27 protein-coding genes are annotated in these 23,184 nt (G+C 64.2%); 17 read left to right on the forward strand and 10 right to left on the reverse strand.

Features of this window, described 5'->3' with window-relative positions; translation table 11 throughout:
• Positions 1–37: 37 nt before the first annotated feature.
• From OOT43_RS07650 to OOT43_RS07660, 3 genes are read right to left on the reverse strand one after another with little or no spacing between them, the layout of a single operon-like run.
• Positions 38–448 (reverse strand): ExbD/TolR family protein, encoded by a 411-nt coding sequence (locus OOT43_RS07650; protein ID WP_266024243.1) that lies wholly within the window; start codon positions 446–448, stop codon positions 38–40.
• Between the two features lie 11 nt (positions 449–459).
• Entirely contained in the window at positions 460–1,116 is a 657-nt protein-coding gene (locus tag OOT43_RS07655) for a MotA/TolQ/ExbB proton channel family protein (RefSeq protein WP_266024244.1), read from the reverse strand.
• Positions 1,117–1,134: 18 nt separating this feature from the next.
• Positions 1,135–1,791: an energy transducer TonB gene (locus OOT43_RS07660; RefSeq protein ID WP_266024245.1), complete on the reverse strand. Its 657-nt coding sequence runs from the start codon at positions 1,789–1,791 to the stop codon at positions 1,135–1,137.
• Positions 1,792–1,978: 187 nt separating this feature from the next.
• Between OOT43_RS07660 and OOT43_RS07665 the strand changes: the two genes are divergently transcribed.
• From OOT43_RS07665 to OOT43_RS07685, 5 genes are all read left to right on the forward strand, one after another.
• Entirely contained in the window at positions 1,979–2,638 is a 660-nt protein-coding gene (locus tag OOT43_RS07665; RefSeq protein ID WP_266024246.1) for a DedA family protein, read from the forward strand.
• 43 nt (positions 2,639–2,681) lie between these two features.
• The gene (locus tag OOT43_RS07670; RefSeq protein ID WP_266024247.1) at positions 2,682–3,506 is read left to right on the forward strand and encodes an undecaprenyl-diphosphate phosphatase; all 825 of its coding nucleotides are present in this window, start codon (positions 2,682–2,684) and stop codon (positions 3,504–3,506) included.
• 72 nt (positions 3,507–3,578) lie between these two features.
• Positions 3,579–4,106: a glycine cleavage system protein R gene (locus OOT43_RS07675; RefSeq protein ID WP_266024248.1), complete on the forward strand. Its 528-nt coding sequence runs from the start codon at positions 3,579–3,581 to the stop codon at positions 4,104–4,106.
• Between the two features lie 25 nt (positions 4,107–4,131).
• Entirely contained in the window at positions 4,132–4,617 is a 486-nt protein-coding gene (locus OOT43_RS07680; RefSeq protein WP_266024249.1) for a peroxiredoxin, read from the forward strand.
• Positions 4,618–4,643: 26 nt separating this feature from the next.
• Positions 4,644–6,053, forward strand: a complete 1,410-nt coding sequence (locus OOT43_RS07685; protein WP_266024250.1) for a PhoH family protein — start codon at positions 4,644–4,646, stop codon at positions 6,051–6,053.
• 9 nt (positions 6,054–6,062) lie between these two features.
• Here the strand turns inward: OOT43_RS07685 and OOT43_RS07690 are convergent, their stop codons facing one another.
• Positions 6,063–7,151, reverse strand: a complete 1,089-nt coding sequence (locus tag OOT43_RS07690) for an AI-2E family transporter (RefSeq protein WP_266024251.1) — start codon at positions 7,149–7,151, stop codon at positions 6,063–6,065.
• 154 nt (positions 7,152–7,305) lie between these two features.
• On the opposite strand from OOT43_RS07690, the gene OOT43_RS07695 reads away from it, so the two are divergent.
• Together OOT43_RS07695 and OOT43_RS07700 are read left to right on the forward strand one after the other, a co-directional pair.
• The gene (locus OOT43_RS07695) at positions 7,306–8,208 is read left to right on the forward strand and encodes an ROK family protein (protein ID WP_266024252.1); all 903 of its coding nucleotides are present in this window, start codon (positions 7,306–7,308) and stop codon (positions 8,206–8,208) included.
• A 271-nt stretch (positions 8,209–8,479) separates the two neighbouring features.
• Entirely contained in the window at positions 8,480–8,953 is a 474-nt protein-coding gene (locus tag OOT43_RS07700) for a hypothetical protein (protein WP_266024253.1), read from the forward strand.
• Positions 8,954–9,110: 157 nt separating this feature from the next.
• Here OOT43_RS07700 and OOT43_RS07705 read toward each other — a convergent pair whose 3' ends face one another.
• On the reverse strand, positions 9,111–10,085 hold the full coding sequence (locus OOT43_RS07705) for an ABC transporter substrate-binding protein (protein ID WP_266024254.1): 975 nt from the start codon (positions 10,083–10,085) through the stop codon (positions 9,111–9,113).
• 114 nt (positions 10,086–10,199) lie between these two features.
• Here OOT43_RS07705 and OOT43_RS07710 point away from each other — a divergent pair, with 114 nt between their 5' ends.
• The 3 genes from OOT43_RS07710 (at position 10,200) to OOT43_RS07720 (ending at position 12,255) form a co-directional block, all read left to right on the forward strand.
• Positions 10,200–10,859, forward strand: coding sequence for an MBL fold metallo-hydrolase (locus OOT43_RS07710; protein WP_266024256.1), 660 nt, complete (start codon positions 10,200–10,202; stop codon positions 10,857–10,859).
• A gap of 112 nt (positions 10,860–10,971) precedes the next feature.
• Positions 10,972–11,247 (forward strand): cupin domain-containing protein, encoded by a 276-nt coding sequence (locus OOT43_RS07715; RefSeq protein WP_266024257.1) that lies wholly within the window; start codon positions 10,972–10,974, stop codon positions 11,245–11,247.
• A 36-nt stretch (positions 11,248–11,283) separates the two neighbouring features.
• Positions 11,284–12,255: a helix-turn-helix transcriptional regulator gene (locus OOT43_RS07720; protein WP_266024258.1), complete on the forward strand. Its 972-nt coding sequence runs from the start codon at positions 11,284–11,286 to the stop codon at positions 12,253–12,255.
• Between the two features lie 517 nt (positions 12,256–12,772).
• On the opposite strand, the gene OOT43_RS07725 is transcribed toward OOT43_RS07720, so the two are convergent.
• Both OOT43_RS07725 and OOT43_RS07730 read right to left on the reverse strand, forming a co-directional pair.
• Positions 12,773–13,369 carry a hypothetical protein gene (locus tag OOT43_RS07725; protein WP_266024260.1) on the reverse strand — a complete coding sequence of 199 codons (597 nt, stop codon included), beginning with the start codon at positions 13,367–13,369 and terminating at the stop codon, positions 12,773–12,775.
• Positions 13,370–13,427: 58 nt separating this feature from the next.
• On the reverse strand, positions 13,428–13,814 hold the full coding sequence (locus tag OOT43_RS07730) for a DUF423 domain-containing protein (RefSeq protein WP_266024261.1): 387 nt from the start codon (positions 13,812–13,814) through the stop codon (positions 13,428–13,430).
• 113 nt (positions 13,815–13,927) lie between these two features.
• On the opposite strand from OOT43_RS07730, the gene OOT43_RS07735 reads away from it, so the two are divergent.
• The 7 genes from OOT43_RS07735 (at position 13,928) to OOT43_RS07765 (ending at position 20,277) form a co-directional block, all read left to right on the forward strand.
• Positions 13,928–14,410, forward strand: coding sequence for a TlpA family protein disulfide reductase (locus OOT43_RS07735; RefSeq protein WP_266024262.1), 483 nt, complete (start codon positions 13,928–13,930; stop codon positions 14,408–14,410).
• Positions 14,411–14,474: 64 nt separating this feature from the next.
• Complete coding sequence (locus OOT43_RS07740; RefSeq protein WP_266024263.1) at positions 14,475–14,687, forward strand: DUF4266 domain-containing protein; 213 nt, start codon at positions 14,475–14,477, stop codon at positions 14,685–14,687.
• A complete protein-coding gene (locus OOT43_RS07745; protein WP_266024265.1) occupies positions 14,674–16,125 on the forward strand; it encodes a DUF3570 domain-containing protein in 1,452 nt (483 codons plus the stop codon). The genes OOT43_RS07740 and OOT43_RS07745 overlap by 14 nt, the downstream gene beginning before the upstream one ends.
• Before the next feature lie 7 nt (positions 16,126–16,132).
• Positions 16,133–17,059 (forward strand): FAD:protein FMN transferase, encoded by a 927-nt coding sequence (locus tag OOT43_RS07750; protein ID WP_266024267.1) that lies wholly within the window; start codon positions 16,133–16,135, stop codon positions 17,057–17,059.
• Positions 17,060–17,354: 295 nt separating this feature from the next.
• Positions 17,355–18,140 (forward strand): class II glutamine amidotransferase, encoded by a 786-nt coding sequence (locus tag OOT43_RS07755; RefSeq protein WP_266024268.1) that lies wholly within the window; start codon positions 17,355–17,357, stop codon positions 18,138–18,140.
• Positions 18,137–18,976 carry a sulfotransferase family protein gene (locus tag OOT43_RS07760; RefSeq protein WP_266024269.1) on the forward strand — a complete coding sequence of 280 codons (840 nt, stop codon included), beginning with the start codon at positions 18,137–18,139 and terminating at the stop codon, positions 18,974–18,976. The genes OOT43_RS07755 and OOT43_RS07760 overlap by 4 nt, the downstream gene beginning before the upstream one ends.
• 218 nt (positions 18,977–19,194) lie before the next feature.
• Positions 19,195–20,277 (forward strand): glycosyltransferase family 4 protein, encoded by a 1,083-nt coding sequence (locus OOT43_RS07765; protein ID WP_266024271.1) that lies wholly within the window; start codon positions 19,195–19,197, stop codon positions 20,275–20,277.
• A 7-nt stretch (positions 20,278–20,284) separates the two neighbouring features.
• Here OOT43_RS07765 and OOT43_RS07770 read toward each other — a convergent pair whose 3' ends face one another.
• From OOT43_RS07770 to OOT43_RS07780, 3 genes are read right to left on the reverse strand one after another with little or no spacing between them, the layout of a single operon-like run.
• On the reverse strand, positions 20,285–21,409 hold the full coding sequence (locus tag OOT43_RS07770; RefSeq protein ID WP_266024273.1) for a glycosyltransferase: 1,125 nt from the start codon (positions 21,407–21,409) through the stop codon (positions 20,285–20,287).
• Between the two features lie 20 nt (positions 21,410–21,429).
• Entirely contained in the window at positions 21,430–22,098 is a 669-nt protein-coding gene (locus tag OOT43_RS07775) for a TMEM165/GDT1 family protein (protein WP_266024275.1), read from the reverse strand.
• A 1-nt stretch (position 22,099) separates the two neighbouring features.
• Positions 22,100–23,023 carry a ZIP family metal transporter gene (locus OOT43_RS07780; RefSeq protein ID WP_266024276.1) on the reverse strand — a complete coding sequence of 308 codons (924 nt, stop codon included), beginning with the start codon at positions 23,021–23,023 and terminating at the stop codon, positions 22,100–22,102.
• Between the last annotated feature and the right edge of the window lie 161 nt (positions 23,024–23,184).

Here is a 23,184-nt window from a genome sequence, read left to right on the forward strand (position 1 = left end):
CGGCTTGGAACATGCTCCGGACGAAGTGATCAGACCGCTACTCCTGAACCGTGGCCAAGGACAGCCGGTTGACCCCGGCCTTGTGGGCGGCGGCCAGCACCTTGGCGACGACGGCATAGGACACCGCCTGGTCGGCGTGGACGATGTACAGGCCTTCCGGATTCTGCTGCACCGCTTCCCGGAGCTTGGCTTCCAACTGCGCCAGATCGGCGATCTCGGTCTTGTCCAGCACGATGCGCCCCTGGGCGTCGATGCCGATCGGGGTCGATTTGTTGTCGTCCGAGGCGGCCACCGCGCCGGTCTTGGGCAGGTTGACGTTCATGCTCTGGGTCAGCAGCGGCGCCGTCACCAGGAACACGATCACCAGCACCAGCATGACGTCGACCAGCGGGGTGACGTTGATCTCGCTCATCACTTCGTCGTTGTCGCCCCCGGTTTTCATGGCCATGGCGGTCTCCTTCAGCGGTTGGCGGTTTCGGCGCTGACCAGGTGCAGGAAGTCTTCGGCGAAGATTTCCAGCGCCTGCTGCCGGCGGCGCGATTGCCGCATCAGAAAGTTGTAGGCCAGCACGGCGGGCACCGCGACGGCGATGCCGATGGCGGTGGCGATCAGCGCCTCGCCGATCGGGCCGGCCACCACTTCCAGGCTGGCCTTGCCGCTTTTGCTGATGTCCTGCAGGGCCCGCATGATGCCCCAGACGGTCCCGAACAGCCCCACGAAAGGCGCGGTGGAACCGATGCTGGCAAGCACCGTGAGTCCGATGTCCGACAGCCGCGATTCGCGCTCGAGCTGGCGTTTGAGCTTGCGTTCCAGGGTGGCGAGCAGATCGCCCCGGTATTTGAGGGCCGGCGGATGACTCTGTCCGGCGCTGTCGAGCACTTCGAAGCCGGCGCCGACGAGCCGGACGACGGGAGCGGTCTTGCCGGCGGCGATTTCCCCCCGAGCCTCGTCGAGGCTGGAGGCGCTCCAGAACCGTTCTTCGAAACTCCGGTTGGCGAGGCTCTGCCGCCAGTACTGCCAAACTTTGAGAACGATGAGCGTCCAGGTGAGGACGGAAAAGGCAATCAGGACCCAGAGGGTGGCATTGATGATGAGGGTGGAGGAATCGGTAACCATGATTGCGACCGGCTAGGGTTAATGGGAGAGTGAAAATTCCAGCGGCACCACGACCCAGCTTGCCACCGCCTTGCCGCCCTTGGTGGCCGGGACGAAGCGCCAGCGGCGGACAGTTTCCACGGCGGATTCGTCGAGGATGTCGTGGCCGCTGCTGCCTTGCAGCTCAACCTCCGCCGGCAGGCCCGTCGGCAAGACGTGGACCTTGAGCATGACCTTGCCCTGCCAGCGCTGCTTCTTGGCGAACGCCGGGTATTCCGGCACGGGATTGTGCAGATAATTGGCGCTGAAGTTCGCAGGCGTCGAAGGCGGGACGGCCGGCGCGCTTGCTGCTCCGCCTTCCGACCGGGCCGCCGAGGCGCTTTCCGGTGGCGGCGCGCTGGAAACCTCACTCTTCGTCGAAGCTTCCTCGGCCGGCTTGACCGGCAGCGGCTTGGGCAAAGTCTTGGTCACCGGCTTGGGTTTGGCGACGGGTTTCGGCTTGGGCGGAGTCACCGGCTTCGGCGGCGCGGTCGGCGCCGGCGCGGGAGATGCAGCCGGTTCCTGGGCCTTCGGCGCCAGCATCTGCAGGGAAACCTCGATGGCCTGCTGCGGCACGCGCGCCGGCTCCAGCCGCTTCATTTCCCGCCAGGCAAGCCACAGGCCGAGATGCGCCGCGGAAACCAGCAGCAGGATCACTGCGCCCGGTCGATAAAAAGATTCGGTCGTTGGCGGCAAAGGGCTGAGAGCGGGCAAGGGAAGGATCGGAACCACACGAGATGAACTATCATACAGGGTCTCCGATACCGATTCCTAGTCGCGACTCCCCGGCTCAATTCCGCCGTTTCAAGCCTATTTCCAAGACCTTACCCATACTCGGACCATCATGCCTGAATTGACCAGTTATCTGGACTACATCCTCCATCTCAACCGGCATCTGCCGGAGCTGGCAGCGGCTCACGGCAGCCAGATCTACTTGAGCCTGTTTCTGGTCGTGTTCTGCGAAACCGGCCTCGTCGTCCTCCCCTTCCTGCCCGGCGATTCGCTGCTGTTCGCCGCCGGCGCGGTGGCGGCTACCGGCGCCATGGACGTCTCGACCCTGGGCCTCGTCCTCGCCACGGCGGCGATCGTAGGCGATGCCGTCAACTACCTCGTAGGCTATTTCTTCGGATACAAGCTCCACGACCGCAATTTCCTGCGCTTCATAAACCGGAAACACATCGAGCGCACGCACAGCTATTTCGAGCACTACGGAAAGATGACCATCATCATCGCCCGCTTCGTGCCCATCGTGCGAACCTTCGCCCCATTCCTGGCCGGCGTCGGCAGCATGCGGTACGTCGAATTCGCCAGTTTCAACGTCATCGGCGGCCTGCTCTGGGTAGGTCTCATGGTCGGAGCGGGTTACGGCTTCGGCAACATTCCCTGGGTCAAGGACAATTTCAGCATCGTCGTTCTATCAATCATCGCCGTCTCGGTGCTGCCCCTGGTGATCGGCTATCTGCGCGAGCGATCGGCCCAAGCCGCACCCGCGCCGAAAAATTGATCCCTGCCGTTTCCAAATTCCTTCATAGCCATCCGATTCCGCCATGCTGCTTCCTGACTGGCTCAATGCCCTGATCCTCGGCCTCGTCGAAGGCCTGACCGAGTTCCTGCCGGTGTCGAGCACCGGCCATCTCATCCTCGTGGGCGAGTTGCTGAAGTTCAACGACGACCGCGGCAAACTCTTCGAGGTCGTCATCCAATCCGGGGCGATCCTCGCCGTGTGCTGGGAATACCGGCGCAAGCTCATCGAACTGCTGTTCGGCCTCGGCCACAGTCGGCAGGCCCGCCGTTTCGTCATGAACCTCATCATCGCCTTCATCCCCGCCGGCGTCGTGGGATTCCTGGCCGGCAAAGCCATCAAGGCCCATCTCTTCAACTCGGGTGTCGTGGCTTCCGCATTTATCGTCGGCGGCTTCATCATTCTCTGGGTCGAGAGGCGGAGGCGGCCCGTCCGCGTCGATTCCATCGACGACATCGACTGGGGCCTGGCCCTCAAGCTCGGCCTGTTTCAAACGCTGGCCATGCTGTTTCCCGGCACCTCGCGCTCCGGCGCCACCATCATCGGCGGCCTCCTGCTGGGTCTGTCACGGCGGGCGGCGACCGAATTCTCGTTCTTCATGGCCATCCCGACGCTGTTCATCGCCACGGCCTACGACCTCTACAAGACTGGGGGAATCCTCCAGGTGGAAGACATCTCTTCCTTCGGGATCGGCTTCGCGGCCGCCTTCGTCAGCGCCTTCCTCGCCGTGCGCGGGCTGCTGCGCTACATCGGCGGACACGATTTCACCGCCTTCGCCTGGTACCGGATTGCCTTCGGTCTGGTCGTTCTGGCTACAGCCCATTACGGGCTGGTCGCCTGGAGCGCCTGAGCGCCTGAGCGCCGGGCAGGACGTGGTAAACTTTCCGCAAAACTCCTGCACAACGAACCCAACCCTCACCGAATGCAAATCGTCGCAACCCTACTGGGCGCCGACCGCCTGAATCTGATCGCCGAAATCAGCCAGGTGGTGAGCGAGTGCAAATGTACCCTGCTCGAAAGCCGCATGACCGAACTCGGCACCGAATTCGCCGGCCATCTGATGGTGGAAGGCAACTGGAACCACATTGCCCGGTTCGAAAGCGCGCTGGAAAACCTGGCCGCCCGCTATGCGCTCAAGATCCACATGCTGCGGGCCCCCGAAGACAAGCCGCGGGAAGACGACGCGATTCCTTATGCCGTGGACGTGGTGGCCGGAGAGAACGGCAGCCACCTGTTCGAACTCGCGGATTTCTTCGTCGCCCGCAACATCAAGATCCTGGACGTCAGCACCAGCCGCCCGCCTGCACCCTACAGCGGGACGCCGATGTTCATCGGCCACCTGACCGTGATGATCCCGCCGGACCTGAAAATCATCCCGTTGCGGGACGAATTCGTCGAATTCTGCGACCGGCAAAACCTCGATGCCATCCTGGAGCCGGTCAAACGCTGACCCGTTTTTCCACAGGAGCCTCCCCATGAGCACACCGACGATCGGACAACCCGTTCCGGACTTCCGGGCCGAATCGACCGTAGGCCAGCCGTTCCAACTGTCCGACCGGCGCGGCCGCCACCTGATCTTCTACTTCTATCCCAAGGACAGCACACCGGGATGCACTCAGGAAGGCCAGGATTTCCGCGACCTTTACCCCGAGTTCCAGAAGCTCGGCGCGGACATCGTGGGGGTTTCCCGCGACAGCCTGAAATCGCACGAGCGCTTCCGCTGCAAGTACGAATTTCCGTTCGAGCTGCTCTCCGACGGCGACGAAACGCTGTGCCGGCTGTTCGACGTCATCCGCCTGAAAAACATGTACGGTAAACAGGTGCGAGGCATCGAGCGCAGCACTTTCGTGATCGACGCCGAAGGACGGCTCGCCGCCGAATGGCGCAAGGTCAGCGTCAAAGGACATGCCGAGGAGGTGCTCCGGGCCGTCGCAGGGCTCGCCGCGAACACCTCCGCTTGATTGCTTCTCAAACGGAAATCCGCCCCATGACGTCTGCCGCCGATCGCAAGCTGTTCGTGCTCGACACCAATGTGCTGATGCACGATCCCGCCTCCCTGTTCCGCTTCCAGGAGCACGACATCTTCATCCCGATGATCGTGCTGGAAGAGCTCGATCACGGCAAGAAGGGCTTGTCCGACGTGGCGCGGAACGCCCGCCAGGCCAGCCGCTTCCTCGACGAACTGGTCCACCTGACCGCCCTGGACGACATCGACCAGGGCATCCCGCTGACGCGGACCGACTATGCCGGCCGCATCGACGACCGTTGCCAGGGCCGATTGTTTTTCCAGACGCGCCGTCTCGCCGCCTCCCTCCCCGTCAGCCTGCCCGGCGACATTCCGGACAACTCGATCCTGGCAACGCTCCTGGCGCTGTCCGAAGAATGCCCCAACCGGCAGGTGGTGCTGGTGTCGAAAGACATCAACATGCGCATCAAGGCCACGGTGCTTGGCCTTCGGGCCGAGGACTACCACAACGACCAGGTCCTGGACGACGTCAACCTGCTTTACAGCGGCGCCATCGAGCTGCCGCCCGACTTCTGGGACACCCACGGCGGCAAGATGGAATCCTGGCAGGAACGCGGCCGTACTTTCTACCGGGTCCAGGGCCCGCTGGTGAAGGACTTCTTCCCCAACCAGTACGTCTATCTGGCCGACGACTCCCAGTTCGAAGCCATCGTGCGCCGGCGCGAAAACGGCAGCGCCGTCATCGAGCTGGCCCGCGATTTCCGCACGCCGCAGCACGCCGTCTGGGGCATCCAGGCCCGCAACCGCGAACAGAATTTCGCCCTCAACGTCCTGCTCGATCCGGACATCGACTTCGTTACCCTGCTCGGCAGCGCCGGCACCGGCAAGACCCTGCTGGCCCTGGCCGCCGGTCTGGTCATGACGTTGGACCAGAAGCTGTACCGCGAGATCATCATGAGCCGGGAAACGATTCCGCTGGGCGAGGACATCGGCTTCCTTCCCGGCACGGAGGAAGAGAAGATGACGCCCTGGATGGGCGCGCTGCTCGACAACCTGGAACTGCTCAGCAGCCATGAGAACGCCGGCGCCTGGGAACGGGCGGCGACCAACACCCTGCTGCTCAACCGGGTCAAGGTCAGATCGCTCAACTTCATGCGCGGCCGCACCTTCCTCAACCGGTACATCATCCTCGACGAGGCGCAGAACCTGACGTCGAAGCAAATGAAGACCCTGATCACCCGCGCCGGCCCCGGCACCAAGATCGTCTGCCTCGGCAACATCGGCCAGATCGACACGCCCTACCTCACCGGCACCACCTCCGGCCTCACCTACGTCGTCGACCGATTCAAGCAATGGCCGCACGCGGCCCACATCACGCTGCGCCGGGGCGAGCGTTCGCGGCTAGCGGATTTTGCCTCGGATACCCTCTGACCCCCGGGCTTACTGTCCACCGGCGGCGGACATTTCGCCTTCCCCCAACCGCGGCCACGCACTGAGCACAGCCTTCACCAGCGTCGCCAGCGGGATGGCGAAGAACACGCCCCAGAATCCCCACCAGCCGCCGAAGAAAAGGATCGCCACGATGATGGCCACGGGATGGAGGTTGACCACCTCGGAAAACAGCAAGGGCACCAGCATCACGCCGTCCAGCGCCTGAATGATGGCGTAGGCCAGCATCAGGTACCAGAAATCGTCCGAGACGCCCCATTGGAAGAACGCGACGATCATGACGGGAAAGGTCACCAGAGTCGCGCCGACATACGGGATGATGACCGAAAGCCCCATCAGCACGGCGAGCAGCAGGGCGTAGTTCAAGCCCATCAAGGAAAAGGTCACGAAGCTGGCCGCGAACAGGATGACAATCTCGACGAATTTTCCGCGCACGTAGTTGCCGATCTGCATGTCGACCTCTTTCCACACGCGGTTGGACAGGTTGCGGTCGCGCGGAAGGTACTGGGTGAACCAGCCCAGGATGCGGTCCCGGTCCTTCAGGAAGAAGAACACCAGGAGCGGCACCAGGATGAAATAGACCACCACGGTGATGAGGCTGACCAGGGAAGCATAGGAATAGGTCAGCATGGACTGCCCGTAGGAGATCAGCTCCGCCCGGATCACGCCGATCAGATCGTTCACCTGCTCCTGGGTGACGTAGTCCGGATAGCGCTCCGGCAGTTCCATGATCAGCACCTGCCCGCGGTTGACCCAGCTCGGTGCCTGCTCGATCAATTGAAGGGTCTGCTGGTACAGAAGCGGCAGCAGGCCGACGAAAATGACCAGCAGCAGCGTCAGGAACAGAAGATAAACCGCGATGACCGAGACCAGCCGCGGGAGCTTCCTCTGCTCGCCGACCTCCACCAGGCCGTCCAGCAGGTAGGCGATGACGCCTGCGGCGAACACCGGCATCAGCATCTTGGCCAGGCTGACCACGACGATGAAGCCGACTACCAGCAGAATCGCAAATGAGACGGCCTGGGCGTTGGGAAGTATCCGCCTGAACCAGTCGCTGAGCCATTCGCGCAAATGCTGCATATCCCCTCCCTCACATTTTTTTAATTATTGGACGCCCGGCCGGGCTTTTGGCCTGCATGGTACTACACGCCCGCCGGGTCTTCCCTCTCCGCCGCTTGCGCATGAACGCCGGTCCTGGCTACCCTCACGGTTTTTTGACTGACACCTTGACTTCATGAGCTTGCTGCTGGGCGTCGACCTCGGGGGAACGAAGGTCGAACTGATCGCCCTGACCTCCCATGGCCGGGAACTGCTCCGGCGCCGCGCCGATACGCCTCAAGGCAATTACCCGGAAACCATCCGGACCATCGTGAAACTGGTCGAGGAAGCCGAAGACGAACTGGCCGAGAAAGGCACGGTGGGGATCGGCACGCCGGGCGCGGTGTCGGCGGCGACGGGGCGGCTGAAGAACTCCAATTCAGTGTGCTTGAACGGCATGCCACTGCGGGAAGACTTGGCGCGGGCGCTGGGCCGGCCAGTGCGGCTGGCGAACGACGCCGACTGCTTTAGCCTGTCCGAAGCCGTGGACGGCGCCGCGGCCCGCGCCGAAATCGTGTTCGGGGTGATCCTGGGCACCGGTGTAGGCGGCGGCATCGTGGTGCGGGGCAAGCTGCTCAACGGCGCCAACGCCATCGCCGGAGAGTGGGGCCACAATCCGCTGCCCTGGCCGCAAGGCGTCGAACGCCCCGGGCCACCCTGCTACTGCGGCAGGAGCGGCTGCATCGAGACCTTCCTGTCCGGTCCGGGCCTCGCCCGCGACCACGAGCGCCGGACCGGCGAATCCCTGGACGCCAAGACCATCGCCGAACGCGCGGAAGTCGGCTATTCGACCTGCCGCGGCAGCATGGCGCTCTACGAAGACCGGCTGGCCCGGGCACTGGCCCACGTCATCAACATCCTGGACCCGCACGTCATCGTACTGGGCGGCGGGCTTTCCAACTGCGCGCGGCTGTACGCCAACGTACCGCGGCTGTGGGGAAAATACGTATTCTCCGACCGGATCGACACCAAGCTGGTGCCGCCGCGCTACGGCGATTCCAGCGGGGTACGGGGAGCAGCCTGGCTGTGGAAGCGCTGAACTACCGGGCCGGCGCGGACCAGAACAGGATCAGCGTGTAACGCTAGTGGCTGCGCCCTCTGTCGTCGTTACGGTGTTCATCCGGGCTCGGCCCTCTTCAGCGCCAATGCGCTCCAGACAGTTTTTGCTGTCGCTCCGGCGCTTCCGTACCACTGGGCGGCGGGGTTAACTGGTTGATCTTTCTTGCATCTCGTCTAATGTTATCGTTGTTTTTGATCGAGAAATTCAGCGAAGGGCGCTTTTCAACCTTAACCAGAACGAGGGGATGCCAATGAATGACTGGGCCAAGATATTGGGAACGAGCAGCGTCATGGCTGCCTTGGTAAGCTGGTTCGCCGCCTCGTATAAAGTCGATCAGGAATTACGTAGCAGACAAATCGAGGCCGGATATGAATCACTGGTCAAAGCTAATACCCTGGCATGGCAATCACTAGGCCTGAAGGAAGAGGCTGAACGAGAGAAAAATTCGGCGTTGACAGACGAATCGCAGCGGTTAAAGAGAGAGTCAGATGCTTTGTATATCAGCGCTCGACAAACAATAACTGCATTTGGAGATGAGCGTGTTGTTAAAGCTTTGAGTGACTACTACGCCATGTATAAGGGAGCTTCAAAGCCTTGCCCCGATAAGGAGAGATTCATGGTCGACACGAAGATATATAAAGCGATCCGGGAAACATTAGGCGTTGGTGGAAATGTCACGGACGAACAGATAGCCAATCTCATGTATACGTGCAGCCTAAAGTGACGTCGGCCAGCTTAGTGGGTGTTTCAGGGAGTCATTGCCGATCCCGACGGAAACCAGGATCAATAATAAGATCAACCAAACCCTCCTGCTTCTCCGCCGCCGCGCTATGGCGCTTCCAGCGGGGTACGGGGAGCGGCCTGGCTGTGGAAGCGCTGAACTACCGGGCCGGCGCGGACCAGAACACACCGGGCGGCAGCTCTGCTCCACCCTGTGCGAACTCGGCTCCGCCGAACCCGCGCAGCAGCGCATAGACCTTTTCCGCGCTGGCGGTTTGGGCCGCGCCGGTCTCGGTGATCCGGCCCTCGCAGTAACCCTTGCGCAAGGCCGCCAGCACTTCCGGCCTGGATTCGCCGCTCAAGGGAGCGACCTTCGCCCAAGCGTCATCGGAGGTGCAGAGCGCTTCCCTCGCACCATCCATGCCCTTGAGCAAACCATCGAGCGCCGCGCGGTTACGTTGCGCCCAGCCTTCGCGGAACACCAAACCGAGGCTGGCCATCCCCGGATCGACGCCGAGTTCGCGCAAGACGTCCCGGCCGTCGATGAGGCGGCGGAAGCCCTCGCTTTCCAGCCTGGCAGCGAAATGCCAGTAGGTGAGCAGCGCATCGAGCCGCCCCTGCTTGAGCTGCTGCGCCAGCAGCGGCGGGGCGCCGAACACCGGCTCGGCCTGGGTCGCCAGATCGAGGCCATATTTCTGCTGGGCCGCACCTTTGAGCAGCAGCCAGTTCTTGTCCAGGCCGCCGCCGACCACACCCACCCGCTTGTCCTTGAGATCGGCCAGGGTCCGGATTGCGGAATCGGCCTTCACCATCACTACACCCTGATGGCTGGAATAGGGCACGAAGCTGTAATCCGCCCCCTTCGCCCGCTGTCGCGCTACCCAGATCCAGTCGGTCGCGATCAGGTCGACGCTGCCGCCCTGCAAGGCGATCTTGCCAGCGTCGGGCCCTGCCAAAACCGTGATATCCAGCGCAACACCGTTGGCCTTATCCAGCCCGGCGTGGCGCATCGCCGCCATTTCCCAGTTGACGGTGCCGGTGGCGAGGATCCCGATGCGGACGGTTGCCTGCTCGGCTGCGAAGGAAAACGATGCGCCGAGTAAACCGGCAATAAACGTCAGGCGCTTCAGGATCATCGGGCAGGCTCCCAAAAATTGCGCATTATGAGTCCGCCGCCATATTGAAACCATGCCCTCCGACATTTTCGATTACCATGGCCGCGTCCCGCCCACCCGCTCAATCGAATCTCCATGAAAGCCATCATCATCCCCGTCACCGCCTTCCAGCAGAACTGCACCATCCTCGGCTGCGAGGCCACCGGCCTGGGCGCCGTGGTCGATCCCGGCGGAGAGCTGGACCGGGTGATGGCCGCCGCAGAAGATGCCGGCATCACCCTGAGCAAGATACTCCTGACCCATGCCCATGCCGACCACGCGGCCGGCACCGCCGCCCTCGCAACACGGCTCGGCATCCCGATCGAAGGCCCACACCGGGACGATGAGTTCTGGATAGAAACCCTGCCCCAGCAATGCCTGATGTTCGGCCTGCCGCGGACGACGGTCTTCACCCCCGACCGCTGGCTGGAGCACGGCGACACCGTGAGCTTCGGCGCGGAGACCCTGGAGGTGCTGCACTGCCCCGGCCACACGCCCGGCCATGTGGTGTTCTTCCATCGCAGCCAGCAGTTGGCCCTGGTCGGTGACGTCCTGTTCAAGGGCTCGATCGGCCGCACCGACTTCCCCCGCGGCGACTACGACACCCTCATCCGCTCGATCCGCGACCGGCTGTTTCCGCTCGGCGATGACGTAACCTTCATTCCCGGCCACGGGCCGACTTCGACCTTCGGCGACGAACGGCGCTCCAACCCATTCGTGGGAGAGGGCTTCAGCCCTCGATCGGCTGCGGGCTAGAGAGTACCTCTCCGCACATCTCTCCCAACTAAGCCCACTGAAATCTCGACGCACCTGCGACATTTGGGCTAGATTTTCCGCTCCCTCCCACTCGAAGACAGGAGCCGCCCCCATGTCCGCGATCAAAGTCGAAAACAATGCCCCGGAAACCCGCCTCGGCGAACTGGGCGTCAGGCGCTGGCCGACCTGGAGCTGCGGCGTCTCCTCCTTCCCCTGGACCTACGACGAAAGCGAAACCTGCTACATCCTGGAGGGCGAGGTCACCGTCACCCCTGAAGGCGGCGAGGCGGTCCGCTTCGGCAAGGGTGACCTGGTCACGTTCCCCACCGGCTTGTCCTGCACCTGGGATGTGCACATGCCGGTGACGAAGCACTACACCTTCGGCTGAGCCGAAGCAGCCTTCGCGGACCCGGGCTCCGCCCACATGGACCGCACCGAGCGCTTCTACCGGATCGAACAGATGCTGCGCGAGCGGCGCACCGTGCCGCTCGGGGAGTTTCTCGACGTCCTCGGGGTCTCGCGTGCCACCTTCGTCCGCGATCTCGAATACCTCCGCGAGCGGCTCAACGCCCCCATCGAATGGGACCGCGAACTGCGCGGCTACCGGCTTGGCGAACCCGACGGACGGACCGGCCACGAGTTGCCCGGCCTGTGGTTCAACGCCTCGGAAATCCATGCCCTGCTCACCATGCGCCGGCTGCTGGCCGAACTCCAGCCCGGCCTGCTCGAACCGCACGTGCGCCCCCTGCTCGACCGCCTCAACGGCCTGCTGGAACGGGGCGATCGCAGCCTGGGCGAAATCGAAAAGCGGGTGCGCATCATCCAGACCGCCCAGCGCACCGTCGAGCTGCGCCACTTCGAGCCGGTCGCCACCGCCCTGTTCGAACGCCGCCGGCTGAACGTCGGCCATTTCAATCGGGAAACCGGCGCCACCCTCAGCCGGATCGTCTCGCCCCAGCGCCTCACCCATCACCGCGGCGCCTGGTATCTCGACGGCTGGTGCCACCTGCGCGACGCCCTCCGCCGCTTCGCAGTCGATGCCTTGACCACCGCCGAGGCGCTCCCCGAGCCCGCAGTGGACATCGACCCGGCCCGCCTCGACGCCCATCTGGACCGCGGCTACGGCATCTTCTCCGGCCCGGCCGGACAATCCGCCCGACTGCGCTTCACTCCCCAACGGGCCCAATGGGTCAGCCGCGAAACCTGGCATCCCCGGCAGCACGGCGAATGGGACGCGGCCGGTCACTATGTGCTGACGATTCCGTACGCCGACGACCGCGAACTGGTCATGGACATCCTCAAGCATGGCGCCGACGTGGAAGTGCTCGAGCCGCAATCCCTGCGCCGGAAGGTTCAAGACGCCATCGCCGGCATGGCATCGCTCTACCGGGATTGAAAAAATTTTTCACTGCCTCACGCCATGAGGCAGTAGGCGCCGTATCTTCCATCCTGCCTCTTTCCTCAACCAGGAGCAGAACGATGAAAGCCATGTCTTGCAGCCGTGAAATGCTTGTCCCGCCGTACCGTCAGGCCTCCCTTCCCTGTTGCGCCCAGGCCGGCGCAGCGTCGAACCCCAGAGGCTCGAATTTCACCGATCGCTGGAATGACTACGACATCCCGACGTTCATCCGACGCGGGATCCGGCCGGCGTGGCGTGAAGTGGGAGGGATGAGTCGGAGGGCGAGACCGTGACACAACCGCCGATCGCCCATTGCCGGCACGATGAAAACGGCGACCGGCATCTCCACGCTCTAGACGACCACTTGCGGGTATCGGCCGCCTGGCAGACGATTAGCAACTCGCGGAATCTCCCGGCCGATTGCCGGGAGCGGACTCTAACGCCGCGATGGCCCCGCATGGGAAGGGCGGTTCAGCGTATGTCCCCTCTCGGCTACCCAAAGCAAACGGCGTGATCATTGGGTCTTCATAAACGTCGCGCTGAGCAATTCGCTGCCGGTGGCGTCTTTCAATAGGACGACGTCGCCGGGCTTTACGTCGGGGATGGTCTGCTCGGCGACTTCGGTCGCCGTATCCGGATCGCATACGCCGGACTTGATTTGCAGTATGCCGCGCCGATAGAGTTCCTTGGCGGCAAAAACCGCCTGTTTCTTCTTGGCCTGTTTGACGTCGAGGTCGCATTCGGCAAACGCCGTTCCATCGGAGTGCCGGAATTGCAGCAGGAGATCATGGCGATTCTTCGCGTCCTCGGCCGTCGGAAGCTTCAGGGTATCGTTTGGTATTTTGACGGTGAGGGAAGCCTCGATCTGGTCCTTCTTGGCGGACCACCAGGTTCGCTTCACCGTCAGCACCGCCCCGTCCTGCTTCTGTTTGGCCAGGGTTACCAGGGGCTGGGCTTGCGGCTGGGGCGTCGGCGTCGCCACGGGAGTCGTGGCGCTGGCGACGGCGTCGTAAGCCGGGAAGTCCGCCTGCAATGTGCTTGCCGCGGCCAGCAGTGCGGCCGTACCGCTCAGCGGCATCCACAAGCGGCTGATACGCATTGATCGTGACATCGAATTACCTCTTCATCGTGGTTTTACGCAAAACGCCCGCGAGCACCGGAATCCCGCCTCACGGTTGGCGCCAGCCATGAGCCGCTACACAGGCCCAGGCCGCGAGAAAAGCCATGCCGCCGAAGGGTGTGATCACGCCCAGCCAGCGGATGCCGGAGACAGCCAGCAGATACAGGCTGCCGGAGAACAGGACGATACCCGCGAGCATCAGCCATGCCGCCCAGGCCAGCGTCCGGAACTGGGGAGCCTGACGCATCAGGAGGGCGACCAGGCCCAGCCCCAGCGCATGCCAGAAATGGTACTGCACGCCGGTCTGGTAGACCGCCAGCATCTCCGGCGCGATGACATTCTTGAGGCCGTGCGCGCCGAAAGCGCCCATGGCTACCCCGGTGAAACCGGCGACACCCGTCGTCACGAGCCAGCCGTTTGTTCCTCTCTTTTCCATTTCATCTCCTAGGGTCCTGGCCCTTGCCTTGGCGGCAATTGCGCCCTGCCGCAAAATGGTTCAGGCTACTCACCCACAATTTCAGCGCCCCGCTTTTCCGTGCCTTGAATACCATGAACAGACACCTCGTTTGCGGATTTCTCTCCGCCTTTTTCGCCGCCACGGTCTCAGCCAACCCCGCGCCGGACTGCCGGCTGAACCGGTACCAGGACGGAACTCCGCTGAATATCGCCGGTTTCAAAGGCAAAGTGGCCTATGTCGACTTCTGGGCCTCCTGGTGCGGCCCCTGTCTGCAATCGTTCCCGTTCATGGCCGAAACCTACAAGGACTTCAAGCCGAAAGGCTTCGAACTGATCGCGGTCAACCTCGACGAGGAGCGGGAAGGCGCAGACGCTTTCCTGGCGAAACAGCCTGTCGACTTCACCATCGCTTCCGACCCGGCGGGCGATTGTCCCAGACAGTACGACGTCCAGGCGATGCCGTCATCGTTCCTCATCGACCGGAAGGGCAACATCCGCCATGTCCACCTGGGGTTCCGGGAAAAGGACAGGGCGGAAATCCGCGCCCAGATCGAAGCGTTGCTCAACGAACCGTGAAAGCTCTCCAAGAATACGACAACGAAGGCCTTCCCGAGTTCGACAGCAGCGGCGGGCCGCCGCGATGAAACGAGCGATTCTTCTGTCCTGCCACCTCGCGCTTCTGCCCGGCTGCGTGCAGACGGTCGCTCCGTGGGAGCGAGGCACGCTCGCCAAACCGCAGATGGCATTGGTGCCCGATGCCCAACATTCGGCGCTCATGCTACATACCTACAGTTCCAAGGAAACCTCGTCGGGCGGCTATGGCGTGGGCGGTGGGGGCTGTGGCTGCAACTGACCGGCTGGCGGCCTTCACGGCGGCGGCCCTGGCGCTGCCGGGCATGGCGGCCGCGCAAGGGATGGACCTCAGCCCGGAAGCGCTGGCCATCGACGGCAGTTATTCGAACTACCAGGAAAGCAACGGTCGGATGTCGGTGCAGGCGTTCCAGAACGACGCTGCGCTCCGGCTGGGCGAGGACGTCAATTTCCGGGTGAACAGCACGCTGGACTTCATCGGCGGCGGCTCGAATCCGATGAACCTCAACCAGATCGGAGGCGCCTCCCCCACTTTCTACTGGGGGCGGAACAACAACTACGGCAGAAAATATGGCGAACTGGAACTGTCCCAGGCCACCCAGGGCCCGCAGCAGGGCCGGCAGGGCGGGATCCACGACCAGCGCCTGGCCATCGACGGCGCCCTGAACGTGGCGCTGGACGACCTGACCCTGGGCGTCGCCGGCGGCAACTCCACGGAGTGGGACTACATCTCCAACTTCTTCAACCTGGATGCGCGCTGGGACCTCAACCGGAAGGCGACGACCCTCGCCGCCGGCTTCGGCTATGCCTCCGACACCGTGTGGGCGGACGGCGGCAACCAGGGCCGCATCCACCAGCAGTACACCGACGGCACGGTGATCGGCGGCGACAAGAACACCTACCAGGGGCTGCTTGGCCTGACTCAGGTGCTGGACAAGAATTCGCTGATCCAGGTCAATCTGACCGTCGGCAACAGCTCCGGCTTTCTGTCCGATCCGTACAAATCGGCCTGGGTGAACAACGTTCCCGCGGCCCGCTCATCCTCCACCCGCTCCGCTTCGGCGCAGGACGCTCCGGACATGTCGACCCGCAGCGGGGCCAGTGGCGGCAACCCTGAGCCGTCGCCGACGCCCGCTCCCTCAACCGGCCAGCCGGTCGAGGCTCCCGAAACGCTGGTCAACACCTTTTGCCGGCAAAGCGTGCCCTTTTCCTTCCAGGCCAATCTCTGCGCCGACACCCGTCCCGGCTCGCGCATCCAGTCCGCAGTGCTGCTGCGCTATGTGCGGAACATTCCGGAACTGGATGCCGCCGCGCTGCACCTGGACTACCGGTTCTATTCGGATAACTGGAACATCGACTCGCACACCTTCGAAGCCGGCTGGCTGCAGCCGCTGCCCTACGAGACGATGCTGACGTTCCGCCTCAGGTATTACACCCAGAGGTCTTCGTACTTCTATCAAACCGTCTACGACAACCCGACCGCCGACGGCCTGTATTCCTCCGACTACCGGCTCGCCAGCTTCGGCGCGGTCGGCGGTGGACTCCAGTTGAACAAGACCTTCTTCGGGATGCTGCAGATCGGCGGCGGGGTGGACCTGTACCAGCGCACCCAGGGCATGGGCTTCATGGGCGGCACCGGCAGCCACGTGGACAATTTCAGTTTCGCCCTGTATTCGGTCAACCTGAATCTCAAGTTCTAGCGAGCCGTTGAACCTGCATCCCTTCCGCTTCCCGTTCCGGGCGATGGGTTCGCCCTGCCACCTGATCCTCTACGCCGCAAGCGAAACCGAGGCGCAGCCCGTGGCAAGGGAAGTGATCGAGGATGTGCAAGCCCTGGAAGCCCGCTACTCGCGCTACCGGCCGGACAGCCTGCTGTCCAGGGTCAATCGCCTGGCCGGCCGGAAAGGCGGGGTGGTTGTAGACGAAGAAATGGCGGCCCTCCTCGACTACGCCCGGACCTGTTACGAACAGAGCGATGGCCTGTTCGACGTGACCTCCGGCATCCTGCGCCGGGCCTGGAATTTCTCCGGCAGCCGGCTGCCCGAGCAGCGCGACATCGACGCCCTGCTGGAACGGGTAGGCTGGGACAAGCTGCGCTGGGAGCCACCGGTGCTGAAATTCGAAATGCCCGGCATGGAGTTGGATTTCGGCGGCATCGGCAAGGAATACGCCGCCGATCGCGCCGCGACGCGCTGCCTCGAACGCGGCATCACGGCCGGCGTGGTCAATTTCGGCGGCGACCTGCGGGTGATCGGCCCGCACCCGGACGGCACGGCCTGGGAGGTCGGCATCAACCACCCGCGCGAACCCGGAAAGCTCCTTGCCACCCTCAGCGTCCGCTCCGGCGCCGTCACCACCAGCGGCGACTACGAGCGCTGCATCGTCGTGGACGGCAAACGCTACGGCCATATCCTCGACCCCAGGACCGGCTGGCCGGTAGAAGGATTGGCGTCGGTGAGCGTGGCCGCTCCGCACGCCCTGGTCGCCGGCAGCGCCTGCACCATCGCCATGCTGAAGGCATCCGACGGCCCCGAATGGCTGCGGACCCTGGGGCTGCCGGCGTTGTGGATGGATGTGGAGGGTCGCGTTGGCCAACTGGCAGCGAACGCAGGACAGGCTTGGTTCGAAAAGTAAGTCAAAGATTGCTGTCATGCCGGATCGGACTCCGGCATCCAGTTCCCAGGGACGGGATGCCGACCGGGCCGGTACCAATCGAAACATCCGCCGGGCCGTACCGGCGTCTGTGCCAACCCCCAACCTCGCCCTCCCTGGCGCTGGATTGCGGCTCCCCGGCCGGAACGACGGCGATCGTGCCGGACCGGATTCGGGCTACCAGGCCCCGGGCGGGAAACTGGGCGGACTCTGCCGATGCAGGATCAGCGCCTGAAGTAGAATACGCCCCTTCAGAACTGGCGGACTCCCCCACCCCATGTGCGAACTACTGGGCATGAATTGCAACGTGCCGACCGACATCTGCTTCTCGTTCCGCGGCTTCACCCTGCGCGGCGGATGCACCGGCCACCATACCGACGGCTTCGGCATCGCCTTCTTCGAGGAGCGGGGCTGCCGGGTGTTCCTGGACTACGAGCCCTCCGCCGGGTCGCCGATCGCCGAACTGATCCGGAACTATCCGATCAAGTCGACCAACGTCATCGCCCACATCCGCAAGGCCACGGTCGGCGAGACCACGCTCGCCAATTGCCACCCTTTCCAGCGGGAGATGTGGGGGCGGAACTGGATCTTCGCGCACAACGGCAACCTGGAAAACCTGCCCGCATTGCGCCAGCGCTACTACCGCCCGGTCGGCACCACCGACAGCGAACAGGCTTTCTGCCTCATTCTGGAGACCCTGCGCCAGCGCCATCCCGAGCCGCCCGGCAGCGCCGATCTGGTCCGCACGATCGTGGAGGTGACGCGCGAAATCGCCGGACATGGCACGTTCAACTACGTCCTGTCCGACGGCGAGCTGATGCTCGCCCATTGCGCCACCCACCTGCACTACATCGTCAGACAGGCGCCGTTCAGCCATGCCCACTTGGTCGACGAAGATCTCACGGTCGATTTCGCCGATCTCACCACCCCGGACGACAGGGTATCGGTCATCGCGACCCAACCACTGACCGACAACGAAACCTGGACTGCCATGGCGCCGGGCGAATTGATCGTGTTCAAGGACGGGGCGCCGGCGGCTTTTCCGACCCGAGACATCGAATGACCCATCGCATCCACATCGTCGGCTGCTCCCCCCGCAGCGGCACGACCCTGCTCAACGAACTCATGGTGACCTGCTTCGAGATCGGCGGCTATGCCGAGCACGAGCAGAGCATCTACAAGCCGTACGCCTACAGCGACGAGATTCTGCTGACCAAGTATCCGCTGCAGACCGCCGTGGTCGCCCCGTTCCTGGCGGTGGACCCCGACCTGTGGGTGATCTATTTGCTGCGCGACCCGCGCGACGCCGTCTCCAGCCGCAGCCACCGCAAGGACACCCGGCGCTACTGGAGCAACCTCGGCCTCTGGCGCGAACTCCACGGCGCGGCCACGAAGCTCATGCGCCATCCCCGCTACCTCACCGTGCGTTACGAGGATCTGGTGTCCGATCCGGACGCGGTGCAGCGGAACCTGATGGAACGCATGCCGTTCCTGCGCCTGCGCCATCCCTTCAGCGAATTCCATCGCCATGCCCGGCCTTCCCAGGATTCGCTCGATGCCTTGGGGAGTCTGCGGCCGATCGATCCCGGCAGCGTCGGCAATTGGCGCCAGCATAAGCCGCATCTGGCGGCGCAGATGGCGAAGTACGGCGATCTGTCCGATCTGCTGATCGAACTCGGCTACGAAAAGGACAAGGCCTGGCTGGCCGAGCTGGAAGGCGTGACGCCCGACGACAGCGGCGCCCTGGTGCTGCCGGAACGGACCTGGTATTGGCATCTGGGCAAGCGGCTGGACCTTTACTGGCGCGCGGCGATCTATTGGCTCACCCGACAGCCGGCTCTGACCCAGCCCATCTACAGACTACGTACCCGCCGCCGGGCAAAGAAAGCCGAACGATAACCTCAACTTCCTTCTCTCTCTGCGAGCAATGGCGTTAAGTTAAGCCGTCATTTCGGAATGGATTGCCGGAATCCAGCGCACAAGGATATGTGAGGCCGAAACCGTCCCTGGTTCCTGGACCCCGGCTTTCCCTGCCGGGGTGACGAGACAACCCTACCTTAACGACATCGCCTCTGGGAAAAGAGATTGGGACAAACGCCCAAACTGTGGGATATGCGATGAACCAAGCCCCCCTGATCTACCCCGCGCGCTGCCGTTTGCACCGCAACGGCGCCAACCTGATCCAGGCGCTGCACGTGGTCGAAAGCTTCGACCGGATCGGTGTGCCGACCCGGCTGTACCTGCCGCCGGCCAAAGGCGTCACCGTAGCGGCGCGCCTGCGCGACTTCGGGATCGACGAAGAGATCGACCTGAGGTTGGACCCCTGGCTGCACACCCGCTTCGGCCTATGGCCGTTCTTCGTCCGCCGTCTGGGCGAGCTGCGCACGGCCCGCGGCATCTTCACCCACAACCTGATCGTCAGCCGCTGGCTGGCACGGTTCGGGCTGCGCCACGTGCTGGAAATCCACGACGCCGACCGCGACCTGGTCCAGGGCGGCTGGATGGATCACGTGGTGGGCTGCCACCGCAGCCGGATCATCGACTGGCTGGTGCCGGTCAGCCGCGCCGCCGCCAAGGTACTGATGGAATCCGGCGCCGATCCGGAACGCGTGCTGGTCGCACCCAACGCGGTCGACTTGAAGGCCTATGCCAGACTGCCGAAATTCGACCCGGCCCGGCTCGATCACCCGACCTTCGTCTATCTGGGAACGCTGGCCGCGGACCGCGGACTGCATGTCTTCGACGCCCTGGCGCGGCGCGGCATCGGCCAAGCCGTGCTGATCGGCGAGGCCGAACCAGGCTCCGATTTCGCCGTGCCGGACAGCGTGGAATCCCGCCCTTTCGTGCCGCACCACGAGGTGCCCGGCTGGTACGGCCGCACCGATATCACACTGCTGCCCTACCCGCCGCAGCTCGCCACCGCCGATTCCATGAGCCCGATGAAGCTGTTCGAGGCACTGGCCGCCGGCCGACCCATCATCGCCAGCGACCTGCCGGTGCTGCGGGAACTGTTGGAACACGAGAAGACCGCGCTGCTGGTCGACCCGGAAGACGTGGAAGCCTGGATCGCCGCGGTCCGGCGGCTTCAGTCCGACCGCGAACTGGCCGTCCGGCTTGCCGGCGCCGCCGCGGAGCGCGCCCGCGATTTTTCCTGGGAGAAACGGGAAGAAAACATCGCTGGGGCCTGCGGCTGGCTGTGACGGTCCGTCAGGGGAAGAACGTCTCCAGGTGCATCCGGATGCTGTTTTCGACAGTATAGCCCTGCACCGCTTCGCGGAGTACGGCGGGGGGCAAAGGACGATCGAGCGTCGCCGCCATCGCCCCGGCCATCGCCTCCGCCTCGCGCATCGGCACCAGCGGGCCGAACCGGCCGCCCTGCAGGATCTCGCGCGGTCCGCTGCGGCAATCGGTGGCGACCACCGGGGTGCCGACGGCCATCGCCTCGATGAGCACGTTCGGGCAGCCCTCCCATAGCGAGGACAGCACGAACAGACTGGCCCGCGCCATGTAGGCGTAAGGATTGGAGACGAAGCCGGGCAGCTCGAAATCCGCTTCCACCCCGAGTTCCCGCGCCTGTGCTTCCATGCGCTCCTTCTGGCGCCCCTGGCCGAGGATCATCAGCCTGCATGGGCGTTTGCCATGCAGTAAGGCGAAGGCCTTGAGCAGCGTCCCGAAATCCTTGGCCCGCCCCAAACGGCCGGCGCCGAGAATCACCGGCGGCTCGCCGGGCGCGAACCAGGGATGCCCGATGGGCTCCTGAGCCGCCGCCAGGAGTTCCGGCGTGATGGTGGGATTCGGCAGGACCGCGACTCCCTCGCGGGGCAGATCCAGGAACGCCACCAGGTCGTCCGCCACCCCTTCGGAATTGCAGATAACCCCGTCGCAATGGGTGTAGATCTGCCGGAGCCTGCGGCGGTATAGGGCGCGGTTCAGCCGGAACCGGTACTGGTTCGCCAGCCGCACCGACAAGGTGGTGACCATGCGCAGGAAGAAACGCACCCGGGCGTCCTTGAGTTCTTCGCGCACCGCCACGGCGATGCCGTCGTCGCGTTCTTCGGTCGTCAGCACGACATCCGGCCAATGCGCCCGAATGAAGGCCAGCAGTTCGCGCGCCAAGCCCCGGTCGCTCCGGCTCGGCAACACCACTTGGCGCACCTGCGGACACAACTGCTCGGTGAACAGTTCGTTCGGGCGGTTCACCAGGACGCTGACTTCCATGCCGGCCCGGACGAAGCCATTGGCGAGATTGACGATGTCGCGCGCGACGCCCCCTTCGCCGAAGCTCGGGCCGAACAGGACGATGTGGCGGGATTCGCTGGCAAGCGTCTGCATGAGGAAAATCCGCTTAACCTTCAGCGGAAGGCGCGGATGACTTCCAGCGCCGCCGGCATGGCCTCCATGCCCGCATAAACCGCCAGCGCCAGAAACAGAACGCCGCTGAGCCTGTGCAGCCAGACCAGCGGGATTCTCTGAAGGACGGTGCGCCCGGCCCAGATGCCCAGGACGGAAGTGAGAACCAGGGCCAGCGAAGCACCCGCCCACACCGCGGAAGGCGAGGCCGAGGTGCCCAGCCCGGCCACGGCCAGCTGGGTCTTGTCACCGAACTCGGCAAACAGGATCATCAGGAAGGTCGTGACGAAGACACCGTGTCCGGGCTTTTCCTCGACCGATTCATCCTCCGCTTCCTCCCGCGCCAGCACCGATTTCAGGCCGAATCCCAGGAACAGGAGGGCAACCACCCCGGCCACAACGGGCCGCGGCACCCAGTGGACCAAGGCCGCGCCGAACAGCACCGCCGCCAGGTTGAGCAGCCCAAAGGCGACCGTTGCGCCCAGCAGCACCGGCAGGCCGCGGTGGCGGGCCGCCAGGGTCATGCAGACCAGCTGGCTCTTGTCGCCGATCTCGGCGGCGGCGATCAGGGCGAAAGTGGTGGCGGAGGCCGTTGCCCATTCGAGGGCGCCGGACGGCAGCGACGGTGAGCCCACCCATTCCGGCAGGCTCCAGGACCAGAAGCAGGACATGTCAACTGAACAGGTTATCCAGGATCATCATCACGATGAAGCCAATCATGACGGCGAACGTCGCCGCGCGCATCTTGCCGCGGGACTGGGTCTCGGGAATGATGTCGTCGCTGATCACGAACAGCATCGCCCCAGCGGCGAACGCCATGCCCAGCGGCAGCAGCGGGAAAAAGGCCGAGACCATGCCCAGCCCCAGGACCCCGCCGATCGGCTCCACCAGCCCGGTCAGCGTCGCGATAAGCACCGCCTGCCGGCGGTCGTATCCCATGCCGACCAGGGGCATGGCGACCGCCAGCCCTTCGGGAATGTTCTGAAGGGCTACGGCGATCGCCAGGGTGACGCCGTTGTGCCAATCCCCGCCGCCGAAGCTGACGCCGACCGCCATGCCTTCGGGAAAATTGTGCAAGGTGATGGCGACGATGAAGAGCCATATCTTCCGGAGCGAACCGATCAATTCGCCCTTCTCCGCCAGAAACCGCTCATAGGGCAACAGGCGATCGGCGGCTTCCAGGAACAGGGCACCGGTCATCATGCCGAGCGCCACCGCGAAGATGCCTTTGCCCGGCCAGACCTGATTGCCGTACTGGATGCCCGGCACGATCAGGGAAAATGCCGTCGCCGCCAGCATGACGCCTGCCGCCCCGCCCAGCATGATGCAGAGGGTGCGGTGGGAAACGTCGCGGACGAACAGCGCGGGCAAGGCCCCCGCCCCGGTCGCGAGTCCCGCCAGGATGCTGGCGAGAATCCCGCCGGCGATCACCGGGCTGACGTAGATGTAGACCAGGGCCAGAACCAGCGTGAGCGATATCACCGCCGAAGCGACCGCGACCAGCCGCTGCATCAGCGGCGGCAGGGCGCGGTACCGCTGCGCCAGAGGCCAGGTGCCGATACGTTCGCCCAGTTGCTTGAAGACAGTCGCCGCCATGTTCGCCCCCGCCCGATGCGTAAAAATATGGTTGACGCCGAAACACGGCCGCGACGGCCCCCTGCTCCGGTTCCCCGCGGATTATACCTTTATGCCAGGATGCTCAACCGGCATGGGCGTTTTCTGGTTAGAATGAGGATCATTGGTTCGATCCCTCCGCC

Source organism: Methylococcus mesophilus, from assembly GCF_026247885.1.
GTDB lineage: Bacteria > Pseudomonadota > Gammaproteobacteria > Methylococcales > Methylococcaceae > Methylococcus > Methylococcus mesophilus.